General features: G+C 57.1%; 30 protein-coding genes and 1 tRNA gene. 27 read left to right on the top strand and 4 right to left on the bottom strand.

All coding sequences use genetic code 11. The features are described 5' to 3' along the window. Positions 1-31: 31 nt before the first annotated feature. Genes BLS75_RS01925 through BLS75_RS01915 form a run of 3 tightly spaced genes read right to left on the bottom strand, consistent with a single transcriptional unit; the run spans position 32 to position 688 of the window. Positions 32-205 carry a hypothetical protein gene (locus BLS75_RS01925; protein ID WP_239690631.1) on the bottom strand — a complete coding sequence of 58 codons (174 nt, stop codon included), beginning with the start codon at positions 203-205 and terminating at the stop codon, positions 32-34. A gap of 24 nt (positions 206-229) precedes the next feature. Then, complete coding sequence (locus BLS75_RS01920; protein ID WP_092214780.1) at positions 230-418, bottom strand: hypothetical protein; 189 nt, start codon at positions 416-418, stop codon at positions 230-232. Positions 419-448: 30 nt separating this feature from the next. Further along, on the bottom strand, positions 449-688 hold the full coding sequence (locus BLS75_RS01915) for a helix-turn-helix domain-containing protein (RefSeq protein WP_092214777.1): 240 nt from the start codon (positions 686-688) through the stop codon (positions 449-451). A gap of 38 nt (positions 689-726) precedes the next feature. On the opposite strand from BLS75_RS01915, the gene BLS75_RS01910 reads away from it, so the two are divergent. The 27 genes from BLS75_RS01910 to BLS75_RS32695 all read left to right on the top strand — a co-directional run bounded on the left by BLS75_RS01910 (position 727) and on the right by BLS75_RS32695 (position 13,336). Continuing rightward, entirely contained in the window at positions 727-1,521 is a 795-nt protein-coding gene (locus BLS75_RS01910; protein WP_345769793.1) for a S24 family peptidase, read from the top strand. Between the two features lie 12 nt (positions 1,522-1,533). Continuing rightward, positions 1,534-1,779: a hypothetical protein gene (locus tag BLS75_RS01905; protein WP_092214770.1), complete on the top strand. Its 246-nt coding sequence runs from the start codon at positions 1,534-1,536 to the stop codon at positions 1,777-1,779. Positions 1,780-2,246: 467 nt separating this feature from the next. Then, a complete protein-coding gene (locus BLS75_RS31915; protein WP_143031406.1) occupies positions 2,247-2,522 on the top strand; it encodes a hypothetical protein in 276 nt (91 codons plus the stop codon). Further along, entirely contained in the window at positions 2,515-2,643 is a 129-nt protein-coding gene (locus BLS75_RS32700) for a hypothetical protein (RefSeq protein WP_275656537.1), read from the top strand. The genes BLS75_RS31915 and BLS75_RS32700 overlap by 8 nt, the downstream gene beginning before the upstream one ends. A gap of 887 nt (positions 2,644-3,530) precedes the next feature. Next, positions 3,531-3,608: transfer RNA gene (locus tag BLS75_RS01900), tRNA-Ile, on the top strand. 100 nt (positions 3,609-3,708) lie between these two features. Then, the gene (locus BLS75_RS01895) at positions 3,709-4,011 is read left to right on the top strand and encodes a hypothetical protein (protein WP_092214768.1); all 303 of its coding nucleotides are present in this window, start codon (positions 3,709-3,711) and stop codon (positions 4,009-4,011) included. Between the two features lie 30 nt (positions 4,012-4,041). Further along, entirely contained in the window at positions 4,042-4,278 is a 237-nt protein-coding gene (locus tag BLS75_RS01890; RefSeq protein WP_092214764.1) for a DUF551 domain-containing protein, read from the top strand. Positions 4,279-4,283: 5 nt separating this feature from the next. Then, positions 4,284-4,511 (top strand): hypothetical protein, encoded by a 228-nt coding sequence (locus BLS75_RS01885; RefSeq protein ID WP_092214761.1) that lies wholly within the window; start codon positions 4,284-4,286, stop codon positions 4,509-4,511. A gap of 22 nt (positions 4,512-4,533) precedes the next feature. Next, positions 4,534-4,944, top strand: coding sequence for a hypothetical protein (locus BLS75_RS01880; protein WP_092214758.1), 411 nt, complete (start codon positions 4,534-4,536; stop codon positions 4,942-4,944). Then, complete coding sequence (locus BLS75_RS01875) at positions 4,941-5,144, top strand: hypothetical protein (protein ID WP_092214755.1); 204 nt, start codon at positions 4,941-4,943, stop codon at positions 5,142-5,144. Before BLS75_RS01880 ends, BLS75_RS01875 begins: the two co-directional genes overlap by 4 nt. Further along, positions 5,141-5,284 (top strand): hypothetical protein, encoded by a 144-nt coding sequence (locus BLS75_RS32305; RefSeq protein ID WP_176876680.1) that lies wholly within the window; start codon positions 5,141-5,143, stop codon positions 5,282-5,284. Before BLS75_RS01875 ends, BLS75_RS32305 begins: the two co-directional genes overlap by 4 nt. After that, positions 5,281-5,736 (top strand): hypothetical protein, encoded by a 456-nt coding sequence (locus BLS75_RS01870; RefSeq protein WP_092214752.1) that lies wholly within the window; start codon positions 5,281-5,283, stop codon positions 5,734-5,736. Before BLS75_RS32305 ends, BLS75_RS01870 begins: the two co-directional genes overlap by 4 nt. 206 nt (positions 5,737-5,942) lie before the next feature. Further along, entirely contained in the window at positions 5,943-6,167 is a 225-nt protein-coding gene (locus tag BLS75_RS01865) for a hypothetical protein (protein WP_204378517.1), read from the top strand. A 43-nt stretch (positions 6,168-6,210) separates the two neighbouring features. Beyond that, a complete protein-coding gene (locus tag BLS75_RS01860) occupies positions 6,211-6,951 on the top strand; it encodes a recombinase RecT (protein WP_204378516.1) in 741 nt (246 codons plus the stop codon). Next, positions 6,935-7,564, top strand: a complete 630-nt coding sequence (locus BLS75_RS01855) for a lambda exonuclease family protein (protein ID WP_092214743.1) — start codon at positions 6,935-6,937, stop codon at positions 7,562-7,564. Before BLS75_RS01860 ends, BLS75_RS01855 begins: the two co-directional genes overlap by 17 nt. Next, the gene (locus tag BLS75_RS01850; RefSeq protein ID WP_092214740.1) at positions 7,561-7,803 is read left to right on the top strand and encodes a hypothetical protein; all 243 of its coding nucleotides are present in this window, start codon (positions 7,561-7,563) and stop codon (positions 7,801-7,803) included. The genes BLS75_RS01855 and BLS75_RS01850 overlap by 4 nt, the downstream gene beginning before the upstream one ends. Then, complete coding sequence (locus tag BLS75_RS01845; RefSeq protein ID WP_092214737.1) at positions 7,800-8,270, top strand: hypothetical protein; 471 nt, start codon at positions 7,800-7,802, stop codon at positions 8,268-8,270. The genes BLS75_RS01850 and BLS75_RS01845 overlap by 4 nt, the downstream gene beginning before the upstream one ends. Before the next feature lie 230 nt (positions 8,271-8,500). Continuing rightward, positions 8,501-9,145 (top strand): hypothetical protein, encoded by a 645-nt coding sequence (locus tag BLS75_RS01840; RefSeq protein WP_092214735.1) that lies wholly within the window; start codon positions 8,501-8,503, stop codon positions 9,143-9,145. An 82-nt stretch (positions 9,146-9,227) separates the two neighbouring features. Beyond that, positions 9,228-9,479: a hypothetical protein gene (locus tag BLS75_RS01835; protein ID WP_092214732.1), complete on the top strand. Its 252-nt coding sequence runs from the start codon at positions 9,228-9,230 to the stop codon at positions 9,477-9,479. Continuing rightward, a complete protein-coding gene (locus tag BLS75_RS01830; protein ID WP_092214729.1) occupies positions 9,476-9,754 on the top strand; it encodes a DUF4031 domain-containing protein in 279 nt (92 codons plus the stop codon). The genes BLS75_RS01835 and BLS75_RS01830 overlap by 4 nt, the downstream gene beginning before the upstream one ends. Positions 9,755-9,806: 52 nt before the next feature. Then, on the top strand, positions 9,807-10,142 hold the full coding sequence (locus BLS75_RS01825; protein WP_092214726.1) for a hypothetical protein: 336 nt from the start codon (positions 9,807-9,809) through the stop codon (positions 10,140-10,142). 32 nt (positions 10,143-10,174) lie between these two features. Next, positions 10,175-11,287 (top strand): DNA-methyltransferase, encoded by a 1,113-nt coding sequence (locus tag BLS75_RS01820; RefSeq protein WP_092214723.1) that lies wholly within the window; start codon positions 10,175-10,177, stop codon positions 11,285-11,287. Between the two features lie 144 nt (positions 11,288-11,431). After that, entirely contained in the window at positions 11,432-11,638 is a 207-nt protein-coding gene (locus BLS75_RS01815) for a hypothetical protein (protein ID WP_092214721.1), read from the top strand. A gap of 168 nt (positions 11,639-11,806) precedes the next feature. Next, on the top strand, positions 11,807-12,124 hold the full coding sequence (locus tag BLS75_RS01810; protein ID WP_092214717.1) for a phiTE_015 family protein: 318 nt from the start codon (positions 11,807-11,809) through the stop codon (positions 12,122-12,124). Continuing rightward, the gene (locus BLS75_RS31910) at positions 12,121-12,369 is read left to right on the top strand and encodes a hypothetical protein (protein WP_143031405.1); all 249 of its coding nucleotides are present in this window, start codon (positions 12,121-12,123) and stop codon (positions 12,367-12,369) included. The genes BLS75_RS01810 and BLS75_RS31910 overlap by 4 nt, the downstream gene beginning before the upstream one ends. Next, the gene (locus tag BLS75_RS01805) at positions 12,366-13,130 is read left to right on the top strand and encodes a hypothetical protein (protein ID WP_092214714.1); all 765 of its coding nucleotides are present in this window, start codon (positions 12,366-12,368) and stop codon (positions 13,128-13,130) included. The genes BLS75_RS31910 and BLS75_RS01805 overlap by 4 nt, the downstream gene beginning before the upstream one ends. Continuing rightward, complete coding sequence (locus BLS75_RS32695) at positions 13,127-13,336, top strand: helix-turn-helix transcriptional regulator (protein ID WP_345769792.1); 210 nt, start codon at positions 13,127-13,129, stop codon at positions 13,334-13,336. Before BLS75_RS01805 ends, BLS75_RS32695 begins: the two co-directional genes overlap by 4 nt. 3 nt (positions 13,337-13,339) lie before the next feature. Here the strand turns inward: BLS75_RS32695 and BLS75_RS01795 are convergent, their stop codons facing one another. Beyond that, complete coding sequence (locus tag BLS75_RS01795; RefSeq protein WP_092214709.1) at positions 13,340-14,566, bottom strand: tyrosine-type recombinase/integrase; 1,227 nt, start codon at positions 14,564-14,566, stop codon at positions 13,340-13,342. Positions 14,567-14,654: the final 88 nt, after the last annotated feature.

Below are 14,654 nucleotides of genomic sequence, written 5' to 3'. Positions count from 1 at the left end.
CAAAAATTCGGGCGGACTTTTCAGGGCCTCATCAGCCCTTCCGGCGGAACGGTGCAATCTTTCCCCTTGGGTTTCGGGGTTTGGTCCTGTCGTCCAGCTCCCGACGCATCAGCTCAGCCGCCAGTTCCTCGCAGGTCATTCCCCGCTTCTCTGCCTCTCTTTCCAACTGCTGCATCTGTTTCTGTTCAAGCAGGACCGCTTCCATAGGCATAGGGACTCCTGCGGGCCTTCAGGCCACGTCTTGTTGACCTGTATCCTCTGAAGCCAAAGCAGCGAGCTGAGCCTCCAGCAGATCGCGGCACAGAACTGCCCGCTGCGTGCGGTGGAACTTGGCCAAGGCCTGGATCAACTCAAAGGTGTCCTCGTCTACACGGACCTTGATCTCGCGGTCATGTAAGTGGCGGGGATTGGCGTACATGCGATGTCGCTCCTTGATTACTTGAAGTGGTTAAGCCGCTGATTTCTTGGGATGCGCGACTTCAAGCAGCCACGCAGATTTGAATGGCTTGCCATTCTTGGAAGCCAGGTCAGCAATTTTTTTGGCGTATTGGGTTTCGCCGGTGTACTCGGTGCGCGGAAGAGCGTCGGCAACGATCCACTTGTAGATCGCCCGCGGCGTCTTACCGCAGGCCAAGGCAACAGTCGTAACCCCACCGGCATCTTCAATCGCTTTCTTGAGCGGCCGCATAAGGCCTCCGAGTCAATTATGAACTTGCAGTACATATTATGTCGGAACTGAAAGTACATGCAAGCGCATGCGACCATGAACCCATGGTTCAGATAGAAGAAATACGCAAATCGTTTGTTATGCGCCTAAAGGAAGCCCTCGCAGCCAATGAGATGGCTGAATGGGGAGCGGGCGCTCGCCTGGCAAAAATGGCCGGAGTCACCCCGAAGGCATCAAGCAAATGGATGAATGGAGAATCGATGCCAGGCGGCGCAAAAATGCTTGCGCTCGCAAAGGCCCTTTCCGTTCGAGTTGAATGGCTTGAATACGGCCGTGGATCAATGCGGGAAGAGCCAAAGATTGAAAAGCCTGAGATGCTTAGGGAGGAATCCTCAACCTACCGCGCTTTTGACCTCGCCAGTGATTCGTCATATACCGGTGTGAACCAGCACACTGCCAAGGCAGCGGCTGGCGAAGGCGAAGAGAATTCACATGTCGAAATCCGCGGAGTTCTGGCGTTCAAATCAGAATGGCTGAGGCTAAACCGGCTCAACCCGAAAAACCTGGACGTGATCTACGCGAACGGATCCAGTATGGAACCCACTATTAACAGCGGCGATGTACTGCTGATCGACCGCTCCAAGATCGAGCCGAAGGATGGTCAGATTTTTGCCATGTATAGCGAAGCCAAAGGGGCAATCGTCAAGCGCCTGATTCAATCTGATTTCGAAGGGTGGCTGATTCGCAGTGACAACCCTGACAAAACACGGTTTGGTGATCAAAAGCTAAGCCAGAATGACTTGGAAGAAGTAAGAATCATCGGGCGCGTGATTTGGCGCGGCGGCATGCTTTAAGGACCATCAATAATGGAAGTGATCGGTTTACTGCTAATTTTCGGGATTATCTATTTCGAGATGAGACGCGTGGCCCCTCTTCGAGAGCGCATTAAAGAACTGGAAGATGAAAGACACGCTGACAAGATTGAGCTAGCAGATATGCAAAGATCTTATGACCGTTTGAGCGCTGAAAATGAGCGCCTTTTGTCAGAGATGGCGGCCATGAAAGATCAATATCTTGGAGAGCTTGGCTATCCATATTCACCGAACGATTAGACGCTTTCACCTCAATCTCCAGCCCGCTTTTGCGGGCTTTTTTATGCCCACGAGAAAAATATGTACTTTTGGTACTTGACCACTGTGAACCGTTGGTACATATTTGCTCCAACGCCGGACAACACCGGCCAGCAACAAGGCAGCGATGAACCGGCCTAAACGGTTCAGAGGGTTGGCAACTGACCCGGGTGTGCAGCGTAAAGCACCGTAATCAGTTATCTGGCGGGGAGGTCCGCGGCCGGAGTCAACAACTAGAAGAAGCCCAGGGCTGTCGCCAGCAGCGAGCCCGGGCCGAGGGGTGCTGATTCACCCCTCTTGCTGGTTTTACAAATGCCTCCACAACCCCTGGAGGCATTCGAAAGCCACGAACGGAGTAAGACCATGACTGAAGAAGAGATCAAGCAAGCGTTGGCGGATTTTGAAGAGCACCAGAAGCGCAAAGCTGAAGTAGCAAAGCGAGCCAAGAAGTGAGCGCCTCAGTCTTTGGCGTGAGTGATGAGGTGGTTAACGAAACTGCCGCAGCGTGCGCTCGCAAGCTTGAGAGGTGGTTCGGCGGCCTTAACGAAGCGATAGCAGAACTTGAAGCCAGTCCTGATCTCGCCGACCTTGCGCTCCGCGAGCACATCAAAGACGTCAGGAGTTTAGCCCTCAAAATTCACATGTACCCACGGGTAGTTGAATTACTAATTTTGAGCCTGATGCCATGCCAATCATCAGAAAGCCGGAGCAACAACGATGAATGAACCTCTCGTGCAACAACTGCTGGCCAAGGCACGTAAGAGCCTGGCTGCCGGCGACAAGACTCAAGCAACCGTGTGGCACAGCATGGCTAAGCAGGCCAAGGCGAGCGGTCACCGCATCTGATGAGCTGGGAAGGTGATCAATGGGAATTCTGAACAATCCGCGGTACATCGAGGAAGTAACCAAACGCGACGATGATGGAATCTGCGTTCGTCTTTCTCTGAAGGGACATGATGTAAACGTTCACACCCGGTTTTCCAATCAGGACCTAAGTGATCAGAAGTTCTTGGACGATTACTCCAAGCAGCTCACTGAAGTAGCAGATCTTTATCTGAGGAGTTCGCTTCTAAAGACGAACTGCCATCCAACCTGACAACCAGCGCCAAACGTGAGCCTCACGCTAACTGCCCGATCCCTGGTACTCCCCAGCACCAGGGCGCATCGGAAGTCACTGTCTGGATGAACCAAGGGCCTCCGCTTGCGGGTATGGCAAGGGCGACAGTGACTTCCGATGCGGACGAGAACACACCGCGAGAGCGGCCCCCTGCATCAACGCAGCAAAGCAGATGAATGCGCAGGCTGATGCGCAGCGTGAACGACCGAGTGGCCTCTTGCTGTTCAAGATCACACCCGCGTTAGGCGCGAAAGGAAACAAGTGAACCCTTGTACGCGCTGGAGGGTAGCCACCAGCAAGCCGGAGATCAGCACCGGCCATCTGCACCAGCGAGCGGCGTCTTCGGGGCGCCCTGCTCACCCAACCCACTGGAGATCACCATGCTCCTACTGTTCCTGATCGGCGCAGCGCTTCGCCATGTGCGGCCAGAACCGCCAATTGAGGCAACGCTGTCCACCGGTCCCGCTCAAACCAACCGCAAGGCCTGGGGCTGTACCAAGGGTCAGCTTGTGTTCTGGCATTGGCTGCCCCGCCCCAAATAACTGGAACTCATAGAAGCAACACCCTAAAGCGGCATCTGTGAAAGCCCCGAACGTCCAACGGGGCTTTCCTTTTTGGGCCTGCAGCATATCTGGTACATGCGTCCGCCTCATAAGCGGAGGACAGACCGGTTCAAATCCGGCCAGGCCCACCACCCCGCCTTTACCCGTCAGCACTCCCCGGCGCCCATCGGCAAACAGCCGTGCGTGAGGGCTGACGAATACAGGTGAAACCAACAAACGGAGCAAGAACAAATGGCTAAGCGAGGACAACTCACCACCCAGATAAAGGCAAAGGCCCTGGAGTTGCTTGGCAAGGAAATCAGTCAGCGCGAACTGCGCCTGATGCCCTACGCGCAGTATTGCCTGGTCAACGGAGACAACATTGAGCCAAGCAAGATCAATAGTGAGGAACGAGGAATCCTGAGTGACTGGCGCGCTAGCGGCTGGATCAGCGGAGGGGCCAGCAATTTCGAAGTCAGCAAAGAGTTTTGGCTGGCAATGAACGAGCTTGTTTGGCTGGGCTATGTCACTTACGACGAGCAGCCAGACGAGTAATCCGCCTAACCCCAAACACTGGAGGTCGCCATGAGCGATTGGATCAAGTGCAGCGACAGGCTGCCGGATTGCCCGCACGAGTGTACTACCGACCACACCATGGTCTCCCATTCGCTCCTGCTAACCAGCATCCATGACCCGGGCAGCCTTGCCATGGGGCACATGCGCAAGGATGGAAGCTGGAAACTGTACGGCGGCGATTACGACTTCATGGAACTTGAAACCATCACTCACTGGCAGATGTTTCCCGAGCCGCCCACCGAGTAACCCAGATGAGCAAATACGAAGAGTATGACCAGATCCTGCTTACCCTGATCGATGACGGATTCCGCGACTTCGACAGCATCGTCAGGCGAACCCAGAAGGAAAACGTAGCGTTTTGCGGACGAGCTTCTGACTCGTGGCGAGTACCTGATCGGAGGCTTCAAGCGCTCCGCAAGGCTGGAAAAATTGCTTTCGACCACGGTCGGCGGGCTTGGTACCGCGTCATCCCAGAATAATCCACGCACCCTGGAGGCACCCATGAACACTGCAATGCAGATATGCCAAGCCAGGTATGACGCCATGCTGCCTCCGGAGCCGGTGGATACCGAGGAGGCTGAGCGGATCTGGGTCGACAACGCGGCATATGACCTGTTGGACGGCCAGGACGTGAAGTTTCAGCGCCGGATGCGTAGCCCCCAGGGTGTGACGCAAGAGCAGTTCGCCCAGGCCGTGGATGAATACGTGATGGACAACGTCAGTAGCCCGTCGGTGATCGGACGGCTGATCCTTTCCGCGGTACGCAGAGATACGTCAGACGCCCAGGGCGCTGCTATAGAGGCCATCTGTGCCCCAGACCACAAGGAAGCACTTTGCGAGGTCGCACGCATCCTCCTGCGCCCTCTCGCTGCTGATGGCCTCATCGCCCAGGCCGAGGACGACGCGCTATGAACAACCACGCAATCGCCGTAAGAGCCATTGAGGCAGTTATCGAAACGATGCTGCTTCCCGGCGCCGGCGCAATCGAAGAAGCCAAGGCAGAGACGACCATCGTCAACTACTTCTCGATCCTCATCATCAATGCAGAAGAGTTCAAACACTACTGTGAGCGCGTTCGGCGAATCGTTGAGCGGCGCAAGGAGGCAGCATGACAATCATCGCCGGATCGTTCAAAGGACTCACCGAATCCCTGCAAATGCAGGGGTTTTCGTTTCTGGGGGATGTGAACTGGATCAAGCAGCCGGCTCGCGTTCGTGGGATGTGGCGCTGCTCGGTGGAGATGAAGGCATGAAACTTGAGCGCTCGATACTCATTACCTTGGCCGCTCATGAATCGGTCTTGCAGCGAATCAAGTCATTGACAGCCGACATCGGTCTTCACCTTGGTCGATGCGAGAACCGCTTCGACTTGATTGGACCGAAGCCTGTAAATCCACACCCCGAACTTGGCGATCTTCCTTGGCCAAACGGAAGCGAAGAGCATTGGCAGATCCTGTATGACGAGAAAAATCGCCGCAAGACGCATATGTGGGACGCATTTCGAACGTGGTCGCAAGACGAAGATCGCGGCCTGAATGACAAAGAAGTGATGGATTACCTGCTCAAGCAAGGATGCGTCCACTGCACCAGGGCCTATTACTTCGTCAGGGAGCGCAAGAAGGCACGCCGCGATCTCGGCAACTTCCGCCGCTCGCTGCGAGCATTGGGTAAGTCGGCTATCAAAGCATTGGAGCCTAAGCCGTGACCTCCCGCCAGCGCGCCCGGCGAATCCTGATCTGGCGCGGCCCCCTCCCCGTTCTACTCCTTTTCTCACTCCTGATGCTGCTCGGCGCTATTGCTGATCGCGTCACACAGTAGGTATACGACATGAATAAGCACACGCCAGGGCCATGGTTCATAACTGGCTCAATGACTAAGTACATAGAGTCTCGAATTCCTGGAGGTGGAGGTGTGATCCAAGAAGTAGCTGCATGTGGACCTACCGGGGCCGATGGCGGTTACGGGCCTCAGCAACACGCCAACGCAAAGCTGATCGCCGACGCGCCCGAGCTGCTGGAATCGCTGAAAGGAATGCTTGAGGTGTATGGCGGCGGCACTCGGTGGGAGCCACCGACATCGACAGAGCTTGAATTGCACGATATGGCCCGCGCCGCCATCGCCAAAGCCACCCAATAACCCCCTTCACAGCGCCCCTCTCCGGTGGCGCGGAGAGATAGTCATGTCCGCAACCAGCGTAGCCACAATCAAACCAAAGACTCTGTCAGGCCGAATGGCCGAGCGTTTCGGTGTCGACCCTCAGGAAATGATGGCGACACTCAAGGCCACGGCATTCAAGGGCCAGGTCACAGATGCACAGATGCAGGCGCTGATGATCGTTGCTGACCAATACGGCCTGAACCCGTGGACCAAAGAGATCTACGCCTTTCCGGACAAGGGCGGCATCGTCCCTGTCGTTGGCGTTGACGGCTGGGCCAGGATCATCAACGAGAACCCGGCGTTCGACGGCATGGAGTTCTCCATGGACAAGGACGGCACCGAGTGCACCTGCAAGATCTACCGTAAGGACCGTGGCCACGCGATCAGCGCAACTGAGTACATGGCTGAATGCAAGCGCAGTACGCAGCCATGGCAGTCCCACCCTCGCCGCATGCTGCGCCATAAGGCAATGATCCAATGTGCGCGTCTGGCATTCGGCTTTGCCGGTATCTACGACCAGGACGAGGCTGAGCGGATCGTCACCAACGACGTTCCAGGGCCGTCTGTAGATGCAGATCCAGCTATCGAGACCATCCGTAACGCTCAGTCGATGGAAGAGCTGCAAGCGGCATTCACGGCGGCCTGGAAAGATCTCCCGACGGAGCGCGCAGCACTCACCAAAGCGAAGGACGAGCGCAAGAAAGAACTGTCCGAGCCAGTCGAAGCAGAGTTCGAGGAGGTGCCAGATGCAGCAGGGAACTGATGAGTGGATTCGCGCCCGCCTGGGAAAGGTCACGGCAAGTAAGGTTAAGGATGTGATGACCAAGGGACGCGGCAAGGAGCCGTCAGCCACCCGTCGTAACTACATGATGGATCTGCTCTGCGAGCGCCTGACTGGCAACCAGAGCGGGCCCGACCTGTCCCGCAACGCGGCAGTACAGCGCGGTACCGAGCTTGAGCCGGTCGCCCGCTCGGCCTACGAGATCGACAAGGGCCTGATGATTCAGGAGGTCGGCCTGATCGACCATCCATTAATCGTAGGATTCGCGGCATCTCCGGACGGTGTTGTCGGAGCAGATGGTCTGATCGAAATCAAGTGTCCGCATACAGCCACTCATATCTCGGTGATCCAAGCCGGATGCCACGACAGCCAATACGAGTGGCAAATGCTCGCCCAGATGGCCTGCACTGGCCGAGCCTGGGTCGACTTCGTCAGTTTCGATGATCGGATGCCAGAGGAGCTGCAGTACGCCTGCTTCCGTTTTGAGCGTGACAACAAGCGTATCGCTGAGATGGAAACCGAGATCAAGACCTTCTTGGAAGAGCTTGCAGCGCTTGAGAAGGAAATGCGGGAGCGCATGAGGGGTGCAGCATGATCAGCAACCACACAACCCTGATCGAACAGAAGCGCCAGAGCGCCGTGGATCTATCGGCCCAGATAGCGCAGTTTCTGGCTGCAGATGGGCAGATCCAGATCCTGGAAAGCCCTCCTTTCAACCCAGAGCCGCCCAAACGATCAAAGAACATCGACCCCGAAACGGTCCTCAAGCGCAAGCCGAAGGGCCTGACCCTGGCCGAGCGCCGGGCACTCAAACGCATGGCTGACGCGCTATGAAAGTACGCAAGCCTAACAACGCCCGGGCCCGGGTCGAGCGCTCATGTCGCGGCCTGGTACGCACCAACCACGTCGCCGTCGTGAACATCGACCCAAGCGGCCGGCAGGGAATGATCAACTACAAGTCGCTCAAGAACATCGCGCCTGGGAAGATCGGGCAGGCCGTATGCGGCATCCCCCACCGGTGGACGATCTACATGAGCGCCATGTGCCTTGATGCCAAGGGTGATCGGTACAGCAAGTCGATTGAGCTGGCTCCGGATGGCGTCTATCTCTCCGACCACCTCGAAGAAGTTATTGAGCACTGCTACATGAAGCTGCGCGCCGAGGCCAACCAGGCGCAAATGGTTGCCTCGGGCTGGATCGCCATTCCTGACACTGTTTCGCTCGAAGAAGAGCACGCAGCGCGGATCTTCGAAGCCGTTGGCGCTTGGCGCCAGATCAAGGTTGATTCACAAGCTGCATAGCTAACTTCTCACCGCCCGGGCCACCCGGAAGGACTCCCCATGATCCGCCAATACCGTTTCAGCGAGCTCATGGCTCGACTGACGAATAAAGAGTGGTCGGTCGTTAAGTACGGCAAGGACCGTTTTGTGTTCATCCCGACGATCTACAAGGGGAGCCGGTCATGAGCATGTGCGACTGCAACCAGGGGCGCCTGCCCTGTACCTGTAAGCCAATTGAGGGAGCAAGAGTCATGAGTGAAGTGAAGCGTTTTCGTGCCGATTGGCGCCATGTTGTTGAAACCGAATTTGATGATGCGCAATACGTCGGGGTTGCCGACTTCGACCGCATCACCGCCGAGCGCGACGCCCTGCAAGAACGCCTGAACGTTTCCGATCAGAAGGACGACGATCAGTCCTCCCAGCTCAACGACCGCGAGGGTTCGCGCCGTGACTGGTTCGAAGCCGCCCAGGCAGCAGAGAAGCGGGTTGCGGTGCTGGAGGGGTTGCTGCGCCGGGTCGTTGATTCCGGCCGGTTCAGCTTTGAGCAGGACGCTCCAGAAGAACTGGAAGCTATCGAGGTCGACATTATCGCCGCCCTATCCGCCAGCGCAGAGCCGAGTGCGCCGATTGCGAAGCAAGAACTGCAGCTCGAAGACCCTGAGCGCCAGAGGCTGATCGCCTGGGGGCGCAACTGTGGGCTTGAGGAGGCATCGAAAGTCTGTCAGCGCATGGCTCATGAGGCGTACTACCCGCCTGGGACCAGGTTCAAGCACTTCACGCCCAAAGCCCAGATGCGCCTGGGCGACATCCTGATCAAAGCGGCGAATGCAATCGGCGGCCTACCTGACGGTCCCTACGAGCGCTTTCATGCGCGCCAGGGCAACAAAACCCGTTAGGAGTACATTTGTACTCCTCCCGCAAAAACCTCACCCCTCCCCCACATTCAAGTCAGCCGCTATAGCGGCCAAGGACGAAGTCATGCCCAACAAAAACGTAGAGCTCGGCCATGAGATGTGGTCCCTGCTCTCGACTGAGTTCATTCAGTGCGCCGTCGACAACGGGGCAAGCGAGCAGAAGGACTTGGCCCAGGTGTGGGCTGGTTTCTTTGCTGCAGCATCTGGAGCGATGTGCGCGCAGATCGGCGCCGCATATTCGCAGGCCATCCTCGATGCCGTCCAAAAGACCTGCATGGACGCGGTCATATCTCAGATGCAGGAGGTGCGGCCATGACCGTCTACGTCGACGACATGAACGCCACGTTCGGCCGCATGAAGATGTGCCACATGTTCGCAGATAGCAGTGAGGAACTGCTGTCGATGGCCGACAAGATCGGAGTACAGCGGAAATGGATCCAGAAGGCAGGCACCATCCGCGAGCACTTCGACATCTGCCTCAGCAAGCGCGCTCGCGCAGTTGAGATGGGCGCGGTGGAGATCAGCTACCCGGGTGACGTTGCCGAGCTGATGCGCAAGCGCAAGGCCGCAGCGTTGGAGGTGCAGCCATGATCCTCCCCGCCCTGCTCTTCGCAATCTGGAACATCTACACGGGGCCAAGGCCATGACGAAACAAAACACCAAAGAATTTTACTCTACCGAGCAAGCGTCTCAGCATGCCGCCGACTGGTGCAGGCGCCATCCGGCATGGCGCCGGATCTGTGACATTCCGGACCACTCCATGTTTTATAAAACCTACGACGAGATTCCGAAACGAGAACACGCCTACTGGGAAAAGAACGGTGGCGAAGAATGCTGGCGGGAACTCGGGACCGCAGAAAGCAAGGTTCCGACGGGGTTCATCTCAGGAAAGGGTGAGTTCTACGACCACGTTCTCAAAGTCCCCCTCCATCACAACCTGATGATGGTTTTCCGCGTTGGCAGAAGCTGGAAACCATGACCCATTAGCAGCGGCTACAAGGAGCCAAGGACATGACTGAACAACATCAAATCTTGGTCGGAAACTGCATCGACATGATGCGGACGCTGCCAGATCAGTCCGTACATACCTGCGTCACCAGCCCGCCTTACTTCGGGCTGCGTGATTACGGCCATGACGGCCAGATCGGCATGGAGGACACCCCAGGGGAGTTCGTCGACAACCTGGTGGCCGTCTTCCGCGAAGTACGCCGGGTGCTGCGCGACGACGGAACGCTGTGGTTGAACATGGGAGATACATACGCTTCGATCGCCGGCGGCTACGCACCCGAAGGCTCAGCTGGGAAGCACGACACGATTTCCAAGGCGACCCGAGGCGCGGTGCTGCGTGGGCGCCGGCGAATCCCGCCAGAAGACCTGAAGCAAAAAGATCTCATGGGTATCCCTTGGAGGCTCGCCTTTGCTCTACAGGATGACGGGTGGTACCTGCGCCAAGACATCATCTGGAGTAAGCCGAACCCGATGCCAGAGTCCATCAAGGATCGATGTACGAAGGCCCATGAATACCTTTTCTTGCTGAGCAAGGGACCGCGGTACTGGTTCGATCAGGATGCGATTCGCGAGCCGGCGGCACGGAGCAGCCTTCAGCGCTGGGCGCAGAACGTGGAGGACCAGGCCGGTAGTGACCGTGTGCCGGGCAAGACGAATGGCTCTATGAAGGCGGTCGGCGGCAGCCGGCGCAACAGTTTCGCCCGGGAGACGAAATACACCGAAGGCGATCACGGCCAGACGGGCCAGCATCGACCAGGCAGGCCAGACGTCGACTACGACACCACCCGCAACAAGCGCAGCGTCTGGACGGTGGCCACCATCGGATTCAAGGGCGCCCACTTCGCCACGTTCCCCCCTGAACTGATCAGGCCCTGCGTCCTGGCCGGCGCGCCCCGCGGCGGCATGGTGCTGGATCCGTTCGGCGGAGCTGGCACCACAGCCCTCGTCGCAATGCAGGAGGGGCGAAAATCGTTGCTCTGTGAGATCAATCCGAGCTATGCCGCCATGGCTGAACGCCGGATTGCAGAGGCTTGGCTCGCCGGCGCAGCACAGATGGATGTTTTCCATGATGCCAAGGCAAGTGAAGGTCTGAAGAGTCCGCCCGGCCCGGCATAAGCCGGCCGCTGCAGCAGCCTGACAACGAACCGGGCGAACGCTGCAAACCATAGCCAGGCGCAATGCCAGGGCCAATCAGCACGATCTGAAACACCCCACTCAACAATCGGAAAGCCTGCCGGCGATGGCGGGCGGGAGGCGCTTGTGTCCCTCATCGAATTACAAGAAGGCCGGAAGTTCGCGGCGGAGATGCTGATGCAGGCTTCGCATCAGCCGCGGTCAATGTTCGACGACCGCGGGCCAGTCGAGACCGTGATCTGCAACCTGGAGCAATCAGCTCAGAGCCGGCCGGCGGATTACGCGCTGGGCATTCGGCAAGTTATCGAGGTAGCCCGTCATGGCAACTGCTGAGCTGCACGGACAGAAGATAACCCCATTCGAACAGGGCTATGCCGCATTTCTACGGGGCATAAGCCTCGAGCGTAACCCGTTCGCTACAGAACATGACACCTCTCCTTTCTCAAAGCAGAGATGGGTAGACGGCTGGAACAAAGCACAGCGTGAAGCATGGAGGAAGGTATGAGCGACAAGATGCGGGAAGAGTTTGAGGCTTGGGCTAGAACTGGAATTGATCCTCTCGTAGATGGGGATTTCCGCTGGGTATCATCCACAGAAAACTATTACTGGGCCTCCACTCGGGCTATGTGGGAATCCTGGAAAGCCTCCCGCGAGTCGCTGGTGGTGGAGTTGCCAGACGACGGTATCGAAGATTGCCGTAAAGAATGGCCGGAGCGCGGGGAAAAGTATGGCTATGACACATTCGATACTGGCTATCTCTATGCCTGCAAGAAGCATGAAGAAGCCATCGAATCCCTGGGCCTGAGGGTTAAGCCATGATGTTTGAAAAGGGAGACAAGGTTCGGGTAAAGGAATCAGCAATTAATGGCTATCTCGCGGAGTTCCGGCAGAAAGTAAAAGGCGGTCGAATTGGAAGCATTCGAGGCTACCGGATGCCAGTTAGGCCATGGGATAACCCGCTTGTGGAATTTCCCGCCGAAGGAAGAAGAAAAGCATATTGCGCCATAGTCTCATGGCGGGATCTTGAACTGGTAGAGAAGAGCAGCATCGAGGTGAAGCCATGAGCGATTACAAAGAGCTGAAGCGGCTGGCTGAGGAACACTGTATTTCCAGTGATCTTGGGATGTTTGAAGATCACCAGCTTTGCGAAAACATCCTGGATCTGATCGCCGAGAACGAGCGCCTTGCATTCGAGCCTGCCAAGCATTCGCGTAGGCTGATCGACCAGCTCAAATCCGAGAACGAACGCCTGAAATCTGAAAACGATGAGCCTGAATGGCATCTCATGATGACCAGACTTGAAGATCAGAACGTTCAGCTCAAGGCCGAGAACGAGGCGCTGCGCAAGGATGCCGAGCGGCTGGAGGGGGCGGTCCATGCGATGGCCGACTTGGCCGCCTCATCGGAAAAAGGCCCCGCAGAACGACAGTCGCTCGTGCTTATCCAGCAGATCGCTGAAAAAGCATATGAGCATCGAGAGGGTCGTTTGAGAGCTCTGGAGCGGGCATCCGTAGCCGAGCAAGAGCGCGACCAACTCCGCGCCGAACTCGCCGGCCTGCGCACCGGCTTCGACGCGCAGAACGAAGCTATCGCGAGGCTCAAGAAAGAGTGCAAAGGAGCCGAGCTTTATCGCCAAGTCGAGCGTGGCGCTCACGAGCTACCAGAAGGCTGGGAGGTCCGGATCTGCATCGAAAAAGACTCTGGATATGTTGAGCTTTTTGACGAAGATGGTTGCGAAATTGATTTCCCGAATAGCTGCGAAACGCTATGGCTGACAGTTTCGGAAGCCATCGACGCCGCCATGGGCAAAGGGGGTGAGTCGTGAGTGCAGAACCAGTGGTAATCGAATACATCCGGCTGCCTGAGGTACGGCGCATCTCGGGACTGAGCACCTCGACAATCTACAGGATGGCTGGTGGCGGTAAGTTCCCCCGCCAGGCCAAGGTAGGAGAGCAGGCCGTCGCCTGGATCCGTTCGGAGGTAGAGCAATGGGCAGCCAGTCGCGCATCGGCGCGCCAGCATACCCAGTAACATCTAGATGCTCTCGAGCCGATCAAGGTAATCTGCCCACTCCTGCATCATCTTGCGTCTCTGCTCGACGTACTCTGCGTGGTTGTATGTCTTGCGGACCTTTCCCGAGCTTGCATGCGAAAGCTGAGCCTCAATCCAATCCTCGTTGTAGTCCATCTCGTTCAGGGCCGTCGATATCGTTGCGCGGATCCCGTGCCCGGTTAGGCGGCCTTCGTATCCCATGCGCTTCAATGCCATGTTGACTGTACCGTCACTGATAGGTTTGCTCGGGTCGCTCCTGCCTGGAATCAGCAGCTTGTACTTGCCGGTCAATTCGCGGACATTGCGCACCTCCTCTACCGCCTGCCGCGACAGTGGCACCAGATACGGCGGTACCTTATCCCCTCCCTTTGCTCTGATGACCTTCTGCAGTTGCTTCACGCCTTCTGCGGGAATGGTCCAGAGCGCATCGTCCAAGTCAAACTGACTCCATGTCGCATTGCGCAACTCACCTGTCCGCACGCCGGTCAGCAGCAGGATGCGTATCGCACTTTTCGTGTATGCGGCACCATTGAACTGGCGCAGAGCTATCAAGAAGTCCTTGAGCTCACTTTGTCGCAGCATCGGGTTGTGCTTCTCCGGCGGCTCCTTTACAGCAACGATGTCTAGATCGGATGCCGGGTTTGTGTCCATGTACCCGGACGCGATTGCAAAACGAAAGATCTCGTTCAACCAGGATCTGCACTTGCGCGCCACGTTCAAGGCTCCCCGGGCTTCGATACGACGCATGGCGCTTAGTACATCGGAACGCTTGACGTCGGCCACCGGGACCTTTCCCAAAGATGGAATCAAGTCTTTTTCCAGGTAGAGGCGAGATTGAGTGACGCCTCCTTTCTTTGCGGCGATCATGCGCGGAGACTTGAACGCATGCCACTCGTTCGCAACGACTTCGAAAGTCTTCACGGCGCCGGTGGTGGCCGCGCGCTTTTCATCGCGGCGCTCTGCTCTGGGGTCGATGCCCTTCGCAACGAGGGATCTTGCCTGGTCGCGGCGCTCGCGTGCTTCTTTGAGGGTGATTTCGGGATAGGTGCCCAGGGATATGCGCGGCTGCTTTCCGTGCCATGAAAAGCGGAAGTGCCACGCTTTCGAGCCTTTGGCGGCTACGAATAAGGAAAGGCCAGCGGTATCGCTGAGGCTATAGTCCTTGTCCCTGGGCTTTGCTTGCCTGATGGCCGTGTCAGTGAGGGGCATTAGTACATCACCATGAGCTGTCTAATTCAGATGTGCTGGGCAATGTACTAAAAATATTGAGAAGGGGTGAGAAGAGTTGCTAAGAGAT

Origin of the sequence: Pseudomonas sp. NFPP12 (assembly GCF_900103205.1) — a bacterium.
GTDB classification, from domain to species: Bacteria; Pseudomonadota; Gammaproteobacteria; order Pseudomonadales; family Pseudomonadaceae; genus Aquipseudomonas; species Aquipseudomonas protegens.
Note: the sequence above shows the minus strand (reverse complement) of the source record. Positions and strands in the feature narration are given on the sequence as shown.

What these genes read in the sequence shown, in the direction of transcription:
- BLS75_RS01885 (WP_092214761.1), top strand. Translation starts at nt 4,284, where the DNA reads ATGAGCAAATACGAAGAGTATGACCAGATCCTGCTTACCCTGATCGAT.
- BLS75_RS01850 (WP_092214740.1), top strand. Translation starts at nt 7,561, where the DNA reads ATGATCAGCAACCACACAACCCTGATCGAACAGAAGCGCCAGAGCGCC.
- BLS75_RS01825 (WP_092214726.1), top strand. Translation starts at nt 9,807, where the DNA reads ATGACGAAACAAAACACCAAAGAATTTTACTCTACCGAGCAAGCGTCT.
- BLS75_RS32700 (WP_275656537.1), top strand. Translation starts at nt 2,515, where the DNA reads ATGAATGAACCTCTCGTGCAACAACTGCTGGCCAAGGCACGTAAGAGC.
- BLS75_RS01910 (WP_345769793.1), top strand. Translation starts at nt 727, where the DNA reads ATGTCGGAACTGAAAGTACATGCAAGCGCATGCGACCATGAACCCATG.
- BLS75_RS01840 (WP_092214735.1), top strand. Translation starts at nt 8,501, where the DNA reads ATGAGTGAAGTGAAGCGTTTTCGTGCCGATTGGCGCCATGTTGTTGAA.
- BLS75_RS01855 (WP_092214743.1), top strand. Translation starts at nt 6,935, where the DNA reads ATGCAGCAGGGAACTGATGAGTGGATTCGCGCCCGCCTGGGAAAGGTC.
- BLS75_RS01810 (WP_092214717.1), top strand. Translation starts at nt 11,807, where the DNA reads ATGAGCGACAAGATGCGGGAAGAGTTTGAGGCTTGGGCTAGAACTGGA.
- BLS75_RS01870 (WP_092214752.1), top strand. Translation starts at nt 5,281, where the DNA reads ATGAAACTTGAGCGCTCGATACTCATTACCTTGGCCGCTCATGAATCG.
- BLS75_RS31910 (WP_143031405.1), top strand. Translation starts at nt 12,121, where the DNA reads ATGATGTTTGAAAAGGGAGACAAGGTTCGGGTAAAGGAATCAGCAATT.
- BLS75_RS01805 (WP_092214714.1), top strand. Translation starts at nt 12,366, where the DNA reads ATGAGCGATTACAAAGAGCTGAAGCGGCTGGCTGAGGAACACTGTATT.
- BLS75_RS01890 (WP_092214764.1), top strand. Translation starts at nt 4,042, where the DNA reads ATGAGCGATTGGATCAAGTGCAGCGACAGGCTGCCGGATTGCCCGCAC.
- BLS75_RS01880 (WP_092214758.1), top strand. Translation starts at nt 4,534, where the DNA reads ATGAACACTGCAATGCAGATATGCCAAGCCAGGTATGACGCCATGCTG.
- BLS75_RS01915 (WP_092214777.1), bottom strand. Translation starts at nt 688, where the DNA reads ATGCGGCCGCTCAAGAAAGCGATTGAAGATGCCGGTGGGGTTACGACT.
- BLS75_RS32305 (WP_176876680.1), top strand. Translation starts at nt 5,141, where the DNA reads ATGACAATCATCGCCGGATCGTTCAAAGGACTCACCGAATCCCTGCAA.
- BLS75_RS01860 (WP_204378516.1), top strand. Translation starts at nt 6,211, where the DNA reads ATGTCCGCAACCAGCGTAGCCACAATCAAACCAAAGACTCTGTCAGGC.
- BLS75_RS01895 (WP_092214768.1), top strand. Translation starts at nt 3,709, where the DNA reads ATGGCTAAGCGAGGACAACTCACCACCCAGATAAAGGCAAAGGCCCTG.
- BLS75_RS01820 (WP_092214723.1), top strand. Translation starts at nt 10,175, where the DNA reads ATGACTGAACAACATCAAATCTTGGTCGGAAACTGCATCGACATGATG.
- BLS75_RS01905 (WP_092214770.1), top strand. Translation starts at nt 1,534, where the DNA reads ATGGAAGTGATCGGTTTACTGCTAATTTTCGGGATTATCTATTTCGAG.
- BLS75_RS01875 (WP_092214755.1), top strand. Translation starts at nt 4,941, where the DNA reads ATGAACAACCACGCAATCGCCGTAAGAGCCATTGAGGCAGTTATCGAA.
- BLS75_RS01845 (WP_092214737.1), top strand. Translation starts at nt 7,800, where the DNA reads ATGAAAGTACGCAAGCCTAACAACGCCCGGGCCCGGGTCGAGCGCTCA.
- BLS75_RS01925 (WP_239690631.1), bottom strand. Translation starts at nt 205, where the DNA reads ATGGAAGCGGTCCTGCTTGAACAGAAACAGATGCAGCAGTTGGAAAGA.
- BLS75_RS01835 (WP_092214732.1), top strand. Translation starts at nt 9,228, where the DNA reads ATGCCCAACAAAAACGTAGAGCTCGGCCATGAGATGTGGTCCCTGCTC.
- BLS75_RS01920 (WP_092214780.1), bottom strand. Translation starts at nt 418, where the DNA reads ATGTACGCCAATCCCCGCCACTTACATGACCGCGAGATCAAGGTCCGT.
- BLS75_RS01830 (WP_092214729.1), top strand. Translation starts at nt 9,476, where the DNA reads ATGACCGTCTACGTCGACGACATGAACGCCACGTTCGGCCGCATGAAG.
- BLS75_RS01795 (WP_092214709.1), bottom strand. Translation starts at nt 14,566, where the DNA reads ATGCCCCTCACTGACACGGCCATCAGGCAAGCAAAGCCCAGGGACAAG.